The organism is Brevibacillus sp. FIR094 (assembly GCF_050477165.1).
GTDB lineage: Bacteria > Bacillota > Bacilli > Brevibacillales > Brevibacillaceae > Brevibacillus.
The window spans coordinates 163,307-179,534 of the sequence record NZ_JBEAES010000008.1; the positions used below are offsets into that span (position 1 = coordinate 163,307).

General features: G+C 49.6%; 14 protein-coding genes. 2 read left to right on the forward strand and 12 right to left on the reverse strand.

From position 1 onward, the window contains the following. Genes fdrA through ACQ5DJ_RS09060 form a run of 3 tightly spaced genes read right to left on the reverse strand, consistent with a single transcriptional unit; the run spans position 1 to position 3,055 of the window. Positions 1 to 1,545 carry an acyl-CoA synthetase FdrA gene (fdrA, locus tag ACQ5DJ_RS09050; protein WP_429842149.1) on the reverse strand — a complete coding sequence of 515 codons (1,545 nt, stop codon included), beginning with the start codon at positions 1,543 to 1,545 and terminating at the stop codon, positions 1 to 3. Next, the gene (locus tag ACQ5DJ_RS09055; protein WP_429842150.1) at positions 1,527 to 2,438 is read right to left on the reverse strand and encodes a DUF2877 domain-containing protein; all 912 of its coding nucleotides are present in this window, start codon (positions 2,436 to 2,438) and stop codon (positions 1,527 to 1,529) included. The genes fdrA and ACQ5DJ_RS09055 overlap by 19 nt, the downstream gene beginning before the upstream one ends. 8 nt (positions 2,439 to 2,446) lie before the next feature. Then, on the reverse strand, positions 2,447 to 3,055 hold the full coding sequence (locus ACQ5DJ_RS09060) for an ankyrin repeat domain-containing protein (RefSeq protein WP_429842151.1): 609 nt from the start codon (positions 3,053 to 3,055) through the stop codon (positions 2,447 to 2,449). Between the two features lie 216 nt (positions 3,056 to 3,271). Between ACQ5DJ_RS09060 and ACQ5DJ_RS09065 the strand changes: the two genes are divergently transcribed. Further along, on the forward strand, positions 3,272 to 4,966 hold the full coding sequence (locus ACQ5DJ_RS09065) for a PucR family transcriptional regulator (RefSeq protein WP_429842152.1): 1,695 nt from the start codon (positions 3,272 to 3,274) through the stop codon (positions 4,964 to 4,966). Between the two features lie 117 nt (positions 4,967 to 5,083). On the opposite strand, the gene ACQ5DJ_RS09070 is transcribed toward ACQ5DJ_RS09065, so the two are convergent. The 4 genes from ACQ5DJ_RS09070 to ACQ5DJ_RS09085 form a co-directional block, all read right to left on the reverse strand. Continuing rightward, entirely contained in the window at positions 5,084 to 5,698 is a 615-nt protein-coding gene (locus tag ACQ5DJ_RS09070; RefSeq protein ID WP_429842153.1) for a PH domain-containing protein, read from the reverse strand. Positions 5,699 to 5,776: 78 nt separating this feature from the next. Continuing rightward, positions 5,777 to 6,124 carry a DUF1801 domain-containing protein gene (locus ACQ5DJ_RS09075; protein WP_429842154.1) on the reverse strand — a complete coding sequence of 116 codons (348 nt, stop codon included), beginning with the start codon at positions 6,122 to 6,124 and terminating at the stop codon, positions 5,777 to 5,779. 97 nt (positions 6,125 to 6,221) lie between these two features. Continuing rightward, the gene (locus ACQ5DJ_RS09080) at positions 6,222 to 6,779 is read right to left on the reverse strand and encodes a nitroreductase family protein (RefSeq protein WP_429842155.1); all 558 of its coding nucleotides are present in this window, start codon (positions 6,777 to 6,779) and stop codon (positions 6,222 to 6,224) included. Between the two features lie 81 nt (positions 6,780 to 6,860). Then, positions 6,861 to 7,121, reverse strand: coding sequence for a hypothetical protein (locus tag ACQ5DJ_RS09085; RefSeq protein ID WP_429842156.1), 261 nt, complete (start codon positions 7,119 to 7,121; stop codon positions 6,861 to 6,863). A gap of 67 nt (positions 7,122 to 7,188) precedes the next feature. On the opposite strand from ACQ5DJ_RS09085, the gene ACQ5DJ_RS09090 reads away from it, so the two are divergent. Beyond that, complete coding sequence (locus ACQ5DJ_RS09090; protein WP_429842157.1) at positions 7,189 to 7,569, forward strand: RidA family protein; 381 nt, start codon at positions 7,189 to 7,191, stop codon at positions 7,567 to 7,569. Between the two features lie 89 nt (positions 7,570 to 7,658). On the opposite strand, the gene ACQ5DJ_RS09095 is transcribed toward ACQ5DJ_RS09090, so the two are convergent. The 5 genes from ACQ5DJ_RS09095 to ACQ5DJ_RS09115 form a co-directional block, all read right to left on the reverse strand. Further along, positions 7,659 to 8,396 (reverse strand): PIG-L deacetylase family protein, encoded by a 738-nt coding sequence (locus tag ACQ5DJ_RS09095; protein ID WP_429842208.1) that lies wholly within the window; start codon positions 8,394 to 8,396, stop codon positions 7,659 to 7,661. A 10-nt stretch (positions 8,397 to 8,406) separates the two neighbouring features. After that, positions 8,407 to 9,423: an N-acetylglucosamine kinase gene (locus ACQ5DJ_RS09100; RefSeq protein ID WP_429842158.1), complete on the reverse strand. Its 1,017-nt coding sequence runs from the start codon at positions 9,421 to 9,423 to the stop codon at positions 8,407 to 8,409. Further along, positions 9,423 to 10,931, reverse strand: a complete 1,509-nt coding sequence (argH, locus tag ACQ5DJ_RS09105; protein WP_392428874.1) for an argininosuccinate lyase — start codon at positions 10,929 to 10,931, stop codon at positions 9,423 to 9,425. Before argH ends, ACQ5DJ_RS09100 begins: the two co-directional genes overlap by 1 nt. Before the next feature lie 109 nt (positions 10,932 to 11,040). Next, entirely contained in the window at positions 11,041 to 13,572 is a 2,532-nt protein-coding gene (locus ACQ5DJ_RS09110; RefSeq protein ID WP_429842159.1) for an NEW3 domain-containing protein, read from the reverse strand. A 120-nt stretch (positions 13,573 to 13,692) separates the two neighbouring features. Then, positions 13,693 to 16,212 carry an NEW3 domain-containing protein gene (locus ACQ5DJ_RS09115; protein WP_429842209.1) on the reverse strand — a complete coding sequence of 840 codons (2,520 nt, stop codon included), beginning with the start codon at positions 16,210 to 16,212 and terminating at the stop codon, positions 13,693 to 13,695. Positions 16,213 to 16,228: the final 16 nt, after the last annotated feature.

Here is a 16,228-nt window from a genome sequence, read left to right on the forward strand (position 1 = left end):
TTATTCCCCTTTCGCAACAAATTCTCTAGCCAGAAGACCTGCATTCGTGCTGCTGCTCGCAATCGTTACGCCCGCATCCATCAGCTTCTTCACTTGCTCGTCGAAGTTCGGTGTATCGAGGTCGGTACCCAGCACGTAGCCCAAGATTTCCAAGTGTCTGCCTTCCTTGGTAGCCTGATCTTTTGCTTCGATGATCGCTGGCAGCATCACGCCTACTGGATCCTCGTGGGAACCGAAGCCCAGGATGAAGTCCATCAAAATCACGCCAACGGAAGGATCTTTTGCTTCTTCCAAAAATCTCGCGATGCGCGTGGAAGGATCAATCATCGGGTGCGGCTTGCCATTTGTAAAGTCGTCATCGCCCATGTCGAGGAAAGTGTGAGCCTTGCTCTCATGGATATTTTTCAGCTTGTAATCCGCTTTCTTTTGAATGTTGCTGTATACGTCTTCATACTTGTCCATCGCGAGGTACATCGCTTCGTCGCACAGTGTACCGCCGCAGAACAAACCGCGAACGTATTTTTGCTCAGGTGTCAGTTTTGCCCGAACTTCTTCAATCAGTGGCCAGTTGAGGGCGCGCTTGTTGAGTTCGTCTTCGTTGGCACCTGCCAGCACAACCGCTTTGATGGCTGCTTCCTTGCTCGTTTTTGCAAAATGTCCGCCTGCTTCCAGAACTGGCGTTTCTTCTCCACCAATGAAGTACACAACCACAGGCTTTTTGCAGTTTTTCACCTGCGCCAATACTTTTTCTTGAACACTAGGAGCTGGTGGCTTGGAAATGAGCACGATGACCTTTGTCGCCTCATCCTCTTCCAGTGCTTTGATTCCGTCGAGCATCATGATGCCACCGACTTGCTCAGAGAGGTCGCGACCGCCTGTACCGATCAGCTGCGTGATGCCGCCGCCGAAGTCGTGAATACGCACGCTCACCTCTTGGCTGCCTGTACCAGATGCACCTACGATCCCGATGTTGCCTTTTCTCACGGCGTTTCCGAAGCACAGTGCCACATTGCCGATAATTGCTGTACCGCAGTCAGGTCCCATCATCAACAGGCCTTTTTCATGTGCGAATTGCTTGAGGGCGATCTCTTCCTCAATACTCACGTTGTCGCTGAACAGCATGACGTGCAAATCGTTTTCCAATGCTTTTCTCGCTTCTCTCACCGCGAATGCACCGTTTACCGAAATCACTGCGAGGTTTGCCTCTGGAATGCTCGCTGCTGCTGAATCAATCGTGGAGTATTTGATCTCTGTTGCAGATTTACTGCCACCTTTTTTATTAAACAGTTCTTCGATGGCGATGAGAGCGCTCTCGCACAGCTCATCTGTCGCCGCCTTCACCACGATCATCAGGTCGCTCGTTTTCGCTGCTTCCAACTCAGGGGTGAGCAAGCCTACGTTTTTCAGTACTTCTTTGTTCATGTCGGTGCCCATCGCAATAACCGCTTGTTCGACACCTTCAATTTGATTTGCTTTCGTAGATAGAGACATCAGGGATACCGAGTCAAAATACGTGCTTTGCTTGATTACGACTTTGGTAGACATACGTTACCTCCAGCTTCTAGATTTCGTTCCAAACCACATAGGATGCCAAGCAGGATATCCGTACCCGACGACGAGCCGATCCCGATGATTTTGTCTAAAGCAGGGACAAGCTCCTCCATGGAGCTGGACACCATGGAGGAGAGTAAGTCATTTAGCGACTCTCTTACTTGTCCATGGGCTGCTTTTTTCAGCGTGACCGCACTGATTTCGTTCGTTAATGCTTGGGACGAACGAACGATTTCATCGAAAAATAGGCATGACAAACAAGAGGAAATGTTTTGCATTTTGTATACACTGCACAATCCCACTAAAAAATCATCACCTGAGGGCGTTAACCCCGGTCCCAGTCCGATAAGACTTATCGCATGCTGAGTAGCTGACTCTATGCGGTTGTTTGCCAGACTGTCGGAAAGCATGCCTGCACGCTGGATCAGCATGCGGGACATCTCTTTCTCAAACGGACTGGCAGGTTGGGAGGACATTTTCATGCCCCCCGTCTTGCCGTATACGTCCACGTAGTTTTTCGTAAACGCCACATTTCTGCGTAATACTTCTACACCTTCTATGTCACAAGGATAGGAAGGAAGCTCACCTTCCCACTTTGTTGCTTGCTGAATCCATATTCGTAAATTCGCTCCGATAACGAGCGTGCTATCTTCCGTAATGACCGGTGCGTTAACGGACAGCCCCAACTCTGAAAAGCCTTGTACATCAATGATGAGCGTGTTCGGTGCATTGTCTAGCTGATGGTTGCCAATGGTGTACAATTCCCCGTTCTCGCTGCAAGTCAAATTGATCGTTCGCTTAAAAATACTGTGTACGGTCCCGCTAAAGTTTGCTCGTGCCAAACGCTCAAGGAAACCAGCATCGCCAGACAGCGCCTGGATGTACATGGGACGCTTTACTTTGCTCCTGCTTCCAGCAAGATTTTTTCGATCTCGGTGTAGCCTTTTCTTCTTGTAAGCTCAAGCGGTGTTACACCGTATTTATCTACCATGTGCACATTGCAGCCATGCTCAATCAACAGCTTGATGATCGTTTGTTGCTTCTCGCCGCCATCGTTGAGGATGATCGCTTCGATGAGTGGTGTCCACCCCACAAAGTTGGTATGGTTTACGTTGATGTCAGTCGTCGTTACGAGCTCACGTACGATGTCCACATGGCCTTTTTCGCACGCTGGTGTAATCCCTACTCCTCCAAAACGAGTTAGCAGCTCCAGGTTTGTTCCTGCCTTGATCATCATTTTGACAAGCTCCAGCTTGCCGTTGATGCATCCGAACAAGAACGGGTTGAAGCATGTCTCATCTTGCAAATCTACATCTGCACCCGCTTCTACCAAGAACGATACCGCTTCCAATTTGTCGTTCATGGCAGCAGTCAGAATCGCTGTACGCTTTTGTCTGTTTCTTGCGTTGATATCTACGCCCTGCTCCAAATGCTTTTTCAGTGCTTCGATATTCCCCTCAGCCGCTGCCTCGAGAAATGCTTGTACTACGCTTTTGTCTGTCATAGTAAGCCCTCCATGATCTCGTGATTGAACAACCCGCCAAGATTGGCTGAGCGCTTGCTCTTTTAAAAAACAATTAGACAAGCACCCCGTACTTACATCATTATTTTAGACAGGATGAATGGAGTCGTCATTGTGTATGGAAACTAAAAAAATTGAGGTTCACTTGTGCACATTGCACAATTACAGAAGTCCCTTTGTGGCAAAGGAGTGAACAGGGTGCTGACCATCAAAGATTTGCTTACCATTCAATCCATAGACGGCATCAAAATCATTGCCGGAGAGCAAGGCATCAACAACATTATCTCCATCGTCAATATCATGGAGAACCCGGATGCTTTTGACTGGCTGTCTTCCAATGAATTACTGCTCTCCACCGGATATATTTTCAAGGATAATCCCGAGCTGCAAAATAAAATCATCAAGGAACTCGCGGAAATCAACTGCTCCGGGCTCGTTATTAAGATGCATCGCTATTTCGATCAAATCCCGCAAAACATGATTGATCATGCCAACAAGTACGGACTGCCACTCTTGGCCCTGCCTTTTGAATACACGTTGTCTAAAGTGATTGCCATCATTAACGAAAAAGCCTCCGGACGCTATGATTTGTTGAACCGCAAAACATTAGACATGCATAACGCCCTGTTTCGCATTGCGCTGGAAGGTGGCGGACTGGATCGTATCGCCTCCGAGTTATCTGAGACGATCAACAACCCAATCCTTATTCTGGACCAGGACTGGCATTTGCTTCATTACACGGAAATCTGGCACAATCCGATTCCGCTTGACTCCTGCCTTACCTTGATCAAAAACAGACCCGTTTTTACCCGTGACTTCACGGAGTCCGTCCCGAAAAATATTAGCCAGATCAAAAAGTCGATCAAGCGTATCTACCATGTAAAGGATGATGAGATTAAATGCAGGATTCTACCCGTTGCTGTGGCCAATCACATCTACGGATACATCGTCGTCTGGCAAACCATTTGGGAACTGACTGAATTTGACTACATTGTGCTGGAACAGGCGTCCACCATCGTGGCGCTGGAGCGGATCAAGGCGAGGGAAATCGAGGAAGTGAAGCTGAAGATCAGACAAGACTTTTTCGATGATTTGCTCACAGGTAAAATCACTTCGGCTGACTCGCTGCAAACCTTATGTGATTTGCACGGATTGCAATCGAGCTACATGTATTTCTGTATGGTCATTAATATCGAGCCGGTTGAGCTGGAGAATTTGGAGGATATCATCGATCGCAAGTACGAGCTGGATCGGATCGCCAAAAAATGCGTCGACCTCGTCTATGACAACTCGAGCAAAGCTCCTGGAGAAATCACCTGCTTTTATCGGAACAATCGGATCATCATCCTTATCGGACAAAATGAGCAAAAACCCGTGGTGTCTGCAAGTGAAGCCAAGCAATTCGCCAATGAGCTTTACAGCGCTCTCGTGGATAAAATCAAGAAAACCTTGTTCTTTATTGGGGTAGGTCGTCAGTATAAAAACATCGCTTCGCTTCATAAAAGCTTTTCCGAAGCACATGAAGCGATCCGCCTGATGCAGAAGTTCAACAGCAAGGGCGACGTCTCTCATTTCGATGATTACTCCGTCTATCATTTCCTGGATTCCAACATTAAAGACATTGAACTGGAAGACTTCTTTTTGAAGCGTCTGGGGAAACTGTACGAGCATGATCATGAGTTCGGCACGAGCCTCATGGTGACTTTGGACAATTACTTTCTGTACAATCAAAACGTCAGTGAAGCGGCGAAAGCGATGTTCATTCACCGCAATACGTTTATTTACCGGATTGAGAAGATCAAAGAGATTTTGAACATGGATTTGAAAAACTCGGAGGAGCTGCTTCAAATCCAGCTGGCGCTCAAGATCGGCAAGCTTTTGCATAAGGAGTAAAGCTCGAAAGAGCTTGGTCATCAGGTTGTAGTGGTCGGGAGGAAGGCGTGCCGAAGATTTCGCTTACATGCAAAAAGAGCCTCTTTAAAGAGGCTCTTTCTTCTTAGTTGCTACTTTTTAGTTATGAATATATTTTTCAAAGACTTTCCCAAAGTCTTTCACGACATACTTGTATCGGATGTCTTCCAACCAATCGAAGGTGTATTGGTTGATGGACTTGAATTGTGAAGCTACGTCTGCTTGCTGGCCTGTTACGCGGCCCAGTGTGCTTTGGGCGATGTGGAGGCTTTCTTTTGCATGCTGGAGCGCAAGTTCGTTATCGTGCATAATCGATGCGATCTTCACAAGGGCTTTGTAGAGGTCTTTTAGCTCCTCCAAATGCTTTTTGTTTACATCGATCGAGTAGTGCTCATTGCCCATGGTGAACTTGATTTCTACATCCAAATCGACGGTTCCGGCTGTTTCCAGATACACGTTAGAGATTGGGTGTGTATGGTAGGAATAGCGGCGCAACATACGTTTTTTGCTAGTGGCACTCGTTCCATCCAGATGAACCAGCCCCAGATTGGTGAAACAATACTCGTCGGACTTTGATTTGATCAAAAAATAAATTTTCTCTTGGTCCTCATGCATGATGTAATCATCAGCGTCCACCTTGTCGTAATCGGCTGGTTTTACCACGATTCCCACATTGCTCAAGCCAAGTGCGTCTGCCGCAAGCTTTCCAAACATAATGAAACAGCTCCCCTCGATATGTACGGTCTAACGTTACCCATTTATACGTGCGTGGGGAGACTTAGTTGCAAACAACTACTGTGCTTCACCCAGTTTTTTGAGGAGGCCTGCAAGAACATCAAAATCAAATTCTTTTCCGTTCCGTATTTTGATGGTCTTCCGGTCAGCATGATCAGACTTCTCAAAAAAGCCAGCTGGAGCATCCAGATTCGCCGCTTGAAACAGCGTCACATTAATCCAGTCCTTGGCCGGAAAATACACACATGCCTGGTTGCCCTGAATGGAATAAAAAGCTTGTTTATATTTCACTTGCTCTTCTACATTCGGGATATTTTCATGGATGAGCTGGCGAATCCGATTGCAAACTTCTACCTGAGATTCATTGGTTATGTTTTGGATATAATCCGTTACTTGCTGATTCATGAATAGTCCTCCGCTTCCAAAAAGTGATGGCGCTTCTAGTCTTTATGATAATCGACAGATGCAATAGGAGGCTTCTTCTCGATTGCTATTCTCTCAATTACAGCCAGGTCGTCTTTTCTTCCGCTGCTACTCGACTGGTCTCAGGAGCATCTGCCTCGGGATAGCCAATGAACAGTGTGCCCACGACCTTTTTATTTTCAGGCGATCCGAGGAATTGCAGCAAGCGCTCGTCGCGAACCAAGCCGACTCCTCTTGTGCGCCATACCATGCCTAGTCCGAGTTCCTTCGTTGCCAGCCACATGGAGTGAATCGCGCAGCAAACCGCGTATTCGTTATCCTCCGAGGATGCTTCATCTCCTGGGATCACATCAGCAGTCGCGACAATGACGAGCGGTGTTTTTTCCAGGACGGCCAAGGAATCCTGTACGAGATTGGGCTTGGTAGGAAAACGCTCCAGCAAAAATTCCTTCGCGATTTCCTCGAATCGTAGCTTCGCTTCTCCTCTAATCACATAAAAATGCCACGGCTGACGCAAGCGGTCATTCGGGGCTAACACTGCGCAATCTAGCAGCGCTTGGATTTTTTCTGTTTCTACTTCTTTTGGAATATAGTTACGCACGGCTCTTCTACTTTTGAGTGCCTCTAGTACGGACATACTGGTTCCTCCTCGGGTGTACCATTTTCTTACGAATCCCATTCATTATATAAAAGGTTGTCATGATCGTATAGGTATCCATCAACGGGAATGAATCGCCGAATGTGCTTGGTGTTCGTCTTCTTTTGCCACGTAGATGTCATACTGCTTATGGTCTTGTTCTTGGGGCAGCATCCCCATGTCCTCTCCTAAATGACGAACGGCATGAGAGTGACTGCGTGTCCGAAAACGAATGCCATGAGCACTTAGCTTATTTACCACGCGGATGTATTCTTCATGACCAAACGCGGTGTGGATCAAGCACTTGTACTTGGAAAAAAAGGGGAGAAAAAAGTCCATCATCCGCTCCACTCGCCTTCATTTTTGTAGTATATTCCAATTATTGCGGAAAAGAGAGGGGCTTTCTACTATGAATCGAAAGAAAGTATTCACAGGTTCGCCTTGGGAACCGGTCGTGGGCTATTGTCGCGCAATGCGAATCGGCGACCGGATTGAAGTGGCTGGCACTACCGCCATGAAGGACGGGGAAGTCGTTGGTGTGGACGATGCCTATGAACAAACGCGGTTTATCCTGGAGACGATTGAAAAAGCATTGCGAGAATTAGATGCTGATTTGTCTCACGTGGTCAGAACAAGGATGTTTGTGACAGATATCAGCAAGTGGGAAGAGATCGGAAAAGCACATGGGGAGTTTTTCCGTGAGATTCAGCCTGTCGCTACGATGGTGGAGGTCAAGGCATTGATTGACCCGCGTCTGCTCGTTGAGATTGAAGTGGAAGCTATTGTTTAGCATAATTCACGGTGACATTTTGGGTTACTGACAAACAAAAATAGGGCTGACAAGCAAAATCATGCTAGTCAGCCCTTTTACTTTTTAGACTACAGGTCAATAAGAGGAATACTCCCACCCACACTAACCGGTTCAATCACCTTGCCCGCTGACCGCACCAAAGTAAAGTACTCATAGCAGCCAATCACGCCAAAGTCCCCATCGATAACACCCGGATAAGCGCGATTCACGGAATACTCCTGACTCAAGTGAGCCTTCAGCGCCTCTCCTTTTTGTTTTCGATAGCCCGAAATATCGACCTTGCCTGTAATCGGAACCGCTGGCTTTGGACCATGATCGGGGCAATGATCGTAGTAGTGCGGGATCGATACATAGTACAGATCAGGATATTCTGCAGGAGTCAAGCTCGCTTCCGCTTGTTCGACCGCTCGCGTCGTCGCCTCACACGTGACGATATGATCGGGATGACCCGTTACCCCGTCCGGCGGAAACGTAACAACTACATGGGGCTTCCATTCCTCTATCGCTTCGCGAATCTTACCCACCAGCTCATCCAGATCGGCATTTTGCAAGGAACCATCCGGGTACCGGAATAAGTCAAGACGACTGATTCCGAGCACTTCCGCTGCTGTTTTCAGCTCTATCTCTCGATGTTTTGCCAGCTTTTCTCTGCAATCGATATCGAATGGACCGCTGCGTCCTTTGCAGCCGGAGGTAATGCACAAATAACACGTTTCATGTCCGGCGTCCTTACACTTTGCCAACGTTCCCCCGCAAGCAAAAGACTCATCGTCCGGATGGGGAAAGACGACCATTACTTTTTTCATTTCTGGCACCTCACTTGCCTCCCGATTGGCGTTCTAAATAAGCCAATCCTTTTGCTATGACGCCGTAAATCGGATCGTTTTGTGCATTTTCGATGACGACCTGCAAAGCGTACCCTCGGACGCGCTCTACGACGATCTCTCGTACACGATCATCGTTTTGCAAAACGCCTCCCTGCATGATCATCTGAAACGGCTTGGCCTTCATTTGTAACGTATCTATGACAGCCCGAGCAGCTTCGAAAAGCTCTTCGCCTGCGACCTGCAAGATAGCAGCTGCCACCTTATCTCCAGCAAGTGCCGCTTGACTGACCAACGGCGACAGCTCTCCTACCTTCTCTACGGAATAATGCTCACTGTACGTCCAATTAAATAATTCATCTACGCGTCCCAGTCCAACGTACGGGAGGACCAGCTCCTTCAATACGGTCGACTCGCCGCGGCCATCCGCTGCTTTTAATACAGCCATAATCGCTTGCTTGCCGATCCAGTAGCCGCTACCCTCGTCACCGACTCGATGCCCCCAGCCTCCTGCTCGCGCCGTTTCCTGTTCATCGTTTACACCAAAGGCAATCGAGCCGGTGCCTGCGATGACCAGAATACCGGGTTTGCCTCCGGTCGCACCGAGCAATGCTGCAAACCCGTCGTTTTCCACGATCAGGTGCTGGACGTGAATACCCAACTGGTGCAATACCTTGCTCACCATCCGCGAGATTACCTGTCGATCATACTCCGTGTCTAGGCCAGCGATCCCGAACACCGCGCACTCGATTTCCCATTCGATTGATCCATCCAGTGTCGGAGTGCCGTTTATTAAGGGGGCAACCGTTTGACGAGCGATCGCATCGTCCAGAGCCTGGCTGATCGCTGCAACCAACTCACGAGCTGCTGCTTCCTCCCCGATCCCTTGATAATTGCATGAACCGGAGCGTCCTACACCGATTTCATTTCTGGAGCGGTCCACCAGTACCGCCAGACACTTGGTGCCCCCTCCGTCCACTGCCAGAAGAGGTATTCGCACCATTGCCATTACCCCACACTCCATTCAGCTGTCATCTGATCTAACCCTTTCATTACATTCGCAATCTCCTGCTTTTTCTGTGCCAGCCATTCTGTTTCCTGCTGGAGAACCGCTTGGCGAACGGCGATCATGCGCTTCATTTCCTCTGGATTTGGTCCACCAGGAAGCTTGCGGATCATTACGAAATGAACGGGGTCAAGCGCCAGTCTGAGTTCTTCTGCTGTGAGCGACAGCTCCCGCCCGATTACTTCCACGGCTGCACGGTTTACCAGCTCCAAGCTGATTTGGTTTGCAGCGAGTTGCTCGCTCATCGCTTCTTTTACCACACGACTCACGATGTGATGAGATTTGCGGAACGAAAGTTGATCCGTGCGCACCAATGTATCCGCTAGCTCCGTGACGGTCGCAAAGCTACCCTTTGCCCGCTCCAAGAGAACGTCCTTGTTCACTTCCATCGTACCCACAACACTCGCCATCAAGCGATACATCTGCTCAAGTACCCCCATGCTCCGCCACGCGTATGGCTGCATGTCATCCTCGGTATCCACGATATCGCCAAAAGGCGTATTGTGCATCATCGTAAGCACTGTCGTCGCATTGCCTGCTGCACTGGACAACAGAGAGCGCATATGTTCAAAGGAAACCGGATTTCGCTTTTGCGGCATGATGGAGCTGATCTGCACGTATGGACTCGCGACTTTTAACCCCGCGAATTCCTGTGTGCACCACAGTAGCATATCTTGAACCGTACGCCCCAAATTAATCGCTGCCAATTGTACAGCTGTCGCTACTTCCCCCAAGTAATCAGCACCGCAGACTGCATCATAGGAATTTTCCACCAACTCATCAAATCCGAGCAATTCGCGCATCCGCTCCCGGCTGATTGCAAAGCCAGAAGTCGTCAAGGCCGCTGCCCCCATCGGTGAGCGATTGACTGTGTGATAGGCTTGGATCAGTCGCTTGATATCACGACTGAGCATGTCAGTAGCCGCCATGATGTAATGCGCCATTGTCGTTGGCTGTGCCTGCTGCGTGTGCGTGTAGCCAATCATGATCGTATCTACATGCTCATTTGCAAAGAGGAGCAAATGCTCTTTCAGATAGAGGGCAGAAGCCAAGGTCACCAACAATTTTTCACGCAGCACCATGCGATATATGGTAATCCCCATGTCGTTGCGGCTGCGAGCCAGATGCAGATTTCCTGCCACATCAGGAGCCAGTTCTAGCAAACGGCTCTCTACCTGAAAGAACAAATCTTCAAACTGTCCGGTGTAATGCGATTGGCGCAGCTCTTCCATTTCGATCCCACACAGTGCACCAGCAATTCTTTTGGCCTCATCGTCTGTGAGCAATTCTTGTTCACGAAGCATGATCAAATGTGCCTTGTTGATCGCCATCATCGGATGCAGCAAATGGTGCTTCGCTTCATTGAATGCAGGCTCCAAAACCGCCTCCACGTATGTCTTGCCAGGGAAACTGGCTCCCTCCTGTTGAAAAATTCGATCTCTGTAATTCATCTTCTTGCATCTCCTTCCCTACCCATTCGTAAGCTGCTTCTATTTTTGCTTCTGATCTTCTTTTAGGAGGGGGGCGACCGCCGAACGATCGCCTTCCCTTCTATTATGATTACTGCTGTGGGCTGATCATGTTGACAAACAATCGGATCGCACCCGGTACGAGTGACGGAATTTCGCGATACCACACGAGCGAGCTGTAGGTATACGTTCCTTTTCCATACTTGGCAGTGAGGTACGTACCCGTAAATTCCTTCTCGCCTTCGTCTCCATTGGAGATTAGCTCTGTGTATTCCTTGCCCCACTCGGATGGATTGTAAGCGGAACGATCCTGAATCCAGTTGTTCCAATCTTCCTCCGTGATTTTGTTTGGCGAATGGAACAAGGCATGATCAGGCGCCAATACTGTCACTTTGGAGTTTTCGTCTGTGACACGCCATTGAATCAGCGGAGCACCGATTTTAATCGGATAAGGAGCCAGCTCCGGCTTCCATTTATCCTCTGGCTTGTGGTATTGCACGACCAGATTTCCGCCGTTTTCCACGTATTTCAGCAAGCGGGCATTTGAAGGAATCAACTCAGGTCGGAAACCATAAGCGCGAATGCCCAGCACGATCGTATCGTATTGATCCAGATCGCCAGACTCGATGTCTTTTGCCGACAGATTGGTCACATCGACTCCCAATTGAGATAAATACTGATCAATATTGTCAAAGCCACTGGATACGTAACCGACCTTCAATCCTTCCGGCACCTTCAGGTCAAATGCCTGGATCGCAAGCGTCGACGGTTGAACAAAGTAGGACGTACCGATATGCGGGTAACGGATGACTTGAGCGCCGTGTCGACTCTCTTTACCACTGCCAGATGCTACTGCTGTCACCGTATATTTATCCGGTTGGACCGAAGCATCTGCTTTGACTGTAAAGGCAACCGACTTCGTTTCTCCCTTGGCCTCAAAAGCGAGCGGTGCTGCTTGTGGTTCTACACTCCAGCCTTTTGGCACATCGAGAGAAATGGTTGTTTTCGCTGCACCTGGATTGTAGTTTTTCACCGTGACCTTGACCGGGATTGGCTCCTCTGGCTTCTGCGTATTCAAAACCGTCGCATTTGGACTCAGCACCATAGAAAAAGATGGAAGAACTGCAATGGCATCTGCTGGTGTCACATGGCTATTCGCTGTCGAGCCGGCAAAGCTGTAGTTGACGTCTGCTGTAATGGCTGGAGCAGCATACGGTTGGAACAGAGCGGCATCAGCCGGAACCGTAACATCGAATGTCGTTTTCACCGTCTGATTGTAGCCGAGCGATGAGAAGCTGGTGGTCGATTGCGGCTTGGCTTGCCAGCCTTTTGGTACATTCAGCGCGAGATTGATCTTCCCGACCTTTGCTTGGCCGCCGTTGTAAGCCGTGACCGTTACTTTTGTCGTTTGGCCTGCTACCAGCTCAGTTGTCTCAGGCTTTACCTTGGTCACGAGCGAGAGCGCTTCGGCACTAGCCTTGTTCAACTGGGATTTCTTCACTCCCAAACGATGGCGCAAGTCTGTTTTCGTGTTAGTCGGCAAGGAGGATGCTTCGACTACTGCCGTCGCTTTTTCCACATCCGCCAGCATTTCATGCGCTTCCTTGGCTACTGAGGCAAAGCTTGGGTACGCAGCAATGACCTCTGCGGAATCCTTTTGCAGCTTTTTCAGTTCACCTGCGACTTTTTCTCCACCAGACTGGCTGGCAACTTCCTTGGCTAAATCGTCAAACGAATAGGCAATTCCCGTAAAAAAGTCTGCTTCTTTGTCTTTTGTCTCTACGATGGATTGATCGAGCTTGTAATAATTGAAGCTTGATCCTTCGTCATAGTGACGTCCCATGCCCTGGCTCTTGTGCATAAAACGGGATTCTTCGCCGAGTTGGACATAAGAGGCACCATAAATTTCGTCATAGTCACCAACAGGCACTTTGACCGAGTAATCTTGATCCTTCGCAGGCAGATACAGCTTCTTCACCTGCCAAGGAGCCAAGCCTTCCTTTGCATGCTGCGGAAAAACGCTTGGATCTGCGGCATCCTTGAATGCCCGTACCGTAATGACATTAATCGCGCGATGATGACCGTGAGTCGAAGGTTCGTTCAAAAATGCGGGAATCACGATATCGGGTCTCAGTGTTCGAATACGGCGGATGAGCTTTTCGTACGCTACATCCTCGCCCCATTTTTGCAGAGTTTCATCCGGGCTTTTGGAGAAGCCGAAGTCAAAAATAGGGTCATCGATTTTTTCACTGAGATTCTCCAGATGGATGTTCGTGATTTTGGAAGCTTCCTGCAATTCGCGGGTACGAATGATCCCCAGCGCATTACCCAGCTCGCTGCCTATCTCGTTCTGTCCTCCCTCGCCTCGGTTCGCAATGACGCTGGATGTGTCCACCCCTTTGCCTAGCGACAAATACGCGAGCATCGAACTGTGCTCATCGTCCGGATGTGCTCCGGTGTTCATCGCACTGGCAATCGTGGTGAGCGGCTTGATGGCTTTCCACAGGTCGACAACCCCGCGGTTTGCATGGGCGGTCTCGGGTGCTACCGGCATAATCAGACTCGTGGCTAGCACCGCTGCAGTCGTAATCGTGTACAGCTTGGCAAGTTTCCCCTTACTCAATGAACGTTCCTCCATTCCATTTTCAGATTGATGTCTATATCAATCATGGCGGTCTGTACGTTTGCATTTCATTGATGTAGCCATGGATCGACCCACGGTTGGCCCGGAGTGGATGGGGCATTACTGCTTCTGACTGATCATGTTGACGAACAAACGAAAAGCGCCAGGGACTAGCTGTGGAATCTCGCGGAACCAGGCAAGCGAGCTGTAGGTATACGTCCCTTTTCCATAATGCGCTGTAAGGAAAATACCGCGGAACTCCGGTTCTCCCGGATCACTTGTCGCAATTAGCTCGGTATACTCGCTCCCCCAGCGAGAAGGATTGTAGATGGAGCGCTCCTGCACCCATCCATCCCAGTCTGCTTGGGTAATCACGTTTGGCTCCTGGAACATCGGATGGTCAGGGGCCAGCATGCGGACGTCTGATTGCTCATTGGTCACCCGCCAATCGATTAGCGATTCGCCGATAAAAATGGGGTATGGCGCCAAATGCGGTTTCCATTTGTCCTCCGGCTTGTGATATTGAACGACGAGATTTCCGCCGTTTTCTACATAGTGCAAAAGACGCTGGTTGCTCTCGATTAATTCGCGGCGGAATCCGTATGCGCGAATACCGAGAACAATCGTGTCATAGCGGGACAAATCGCCCGATTGTATTTCGTTTGCGTCGAGATTGAGGCAATTCACCCCAACCGCGCGCAAGTATTTATCCATATTGTCAAAGCCGCTGGATACGTAGCCAATCCGTTGATTTTTCGGGATGGCCAGGTCAAAGGCTTGAACAGTCAGCGTAGCAGGTCGGATGAAATACGTGCGGCCGACATGCGGGTATTCAATGACCTGCACATCCTGCGCGATCTCTGTCACACCGTCTGTCCCCGCGACCGTAGCGCTGATCTGATATTTGCCATTCTTCACTTGCGGCGTCGTATGAACAGTAAACGCGATCGTTTTCGTCTCGCTGCGGAAAGAAAACGGGACATCGACAAAGGCTGGCTCCACTGTCCAGCCTGCTGGGACAACGAGAGCGACCTTGGCTGTAGAGCTTCCCGGACGGTACTGTTTCAGTGTTACCTTAACCGGGATCGCCTCATCCGTATGCAGCGTGTTTCGCACCACATCTGATGGTGTCAGAGTCACGGCATACGGCGGAAGCACAGCTACACGGCTATCCGGCTCCACGCGAATCGTACTGGCTGTATCGAAGGCGAAATAGAGCACCTCGACATCGAGCACGGGCGACTTGTAAGGATGGAACAGCTCCGTCTGTGCAGGAATCGATACCTCAAATACGGTGCACACCGTCTGATTGTAAGCCAGTCGTGGAAATGCAGTTGGCGTGAGTGGTTTCGCCGTCCAACCAGCGGGGACACGCATACGCAACTGCACATGCTCAACCTCAAGCGATCCGCCGTTGTAAGCCGTTACGGTAACGGTTGTCGTCTGGCCTGCCACCCACTCGCCCGTCTCCGGTTTGATTTTCACGACCAAAGATAGAGCCTCGGCACTGGCACGGTTTAGCTGCGCTTCCTTGAGTCCTAGCCGATACATCAAATCAATCTTTGTTTCTTCATCGAGTGGAGCCCTGTGTACTTCTTGTTGTGCAGACGCAAGCAAAGCCTTCATGTGATGAACCCTTTGTGCCACCTCAGCAAAACGCGGGTAGGCATTCAATACATCTGTAGCCGCATCGTGCATACGGTGAAGCACTTCGGCGAGTTCTTGCCCGCCTTTTGCAGCGATGCTCTGCGCCAGATCAGCAAAACTGAAGGGCAGTCCCAAAAAAAAGTCGCGCTCTTTTTCCGGTGCCGGGGAAACAGATGCATCTAAGCGGTAGTAATTGTAGGTCGGGCCTTCGTCGTAATGAACACCCATGCCCTGTGTCTTATGCATAAACCTTGATCGCTCACCAAGCTGCACGTAGGATGAACCGTAGATTTGGTCGTATTCCCCCACGGGTACAGCGACGTGATAATCATCGTTGTCCATGATAGGCAAATACATCTTTTTCATTTGCCACGGCAAAAGTCCAGACTGCCTATGCTCCGGAAAGAACTGTGGATCGGCTGCTTCGTGGAAAGCTCGCTGTGTCAGTAACGTGATCGCCCGGTGATGTCCGTGTGTCGTCGGTTCATTTTCAAAGCAAGCGATGACAACATCGGGGCGCAGCTCCCTGATTTTTCGAATCAATCGTTCGTACACGACCTCTTCGCCCCATTTGCAGAAGGTTTCTTCGGCGCATTTGGAGAACCCGAAATCATGAATGGGATCATCCAGCTCTTCGCTTAAGATGCCAAGCATTACATTGCTAAGAGATGAAGCTTCCTCAAGCTCGCTCGTGCGGATAATCCCAAGCGCGGTACCTTGCTCGCAGCCGATTTCGTTTTGGCCGCCTTCCCCTCTTGTCGCGATCACACTCGTGGTATACACACCTCTCCCCAGCGCCAAATAAGCGAGCATGGCACTGTGCTCATCGTCTGGATGGGCACCTGTGTTCATGGCACTGGCAATGGTAGCGAGCGGCTTAATTGCTTTCCACAGATCGAGCAGTCCGTGTTCCCCCTGCATAGTGCGAAGAGATGCGGGAATAGGCGGGCAGGGCAGTTTAGTCGGCTGTACCATCGGCGATTTCTTATCCATCGATTCACTGACATCC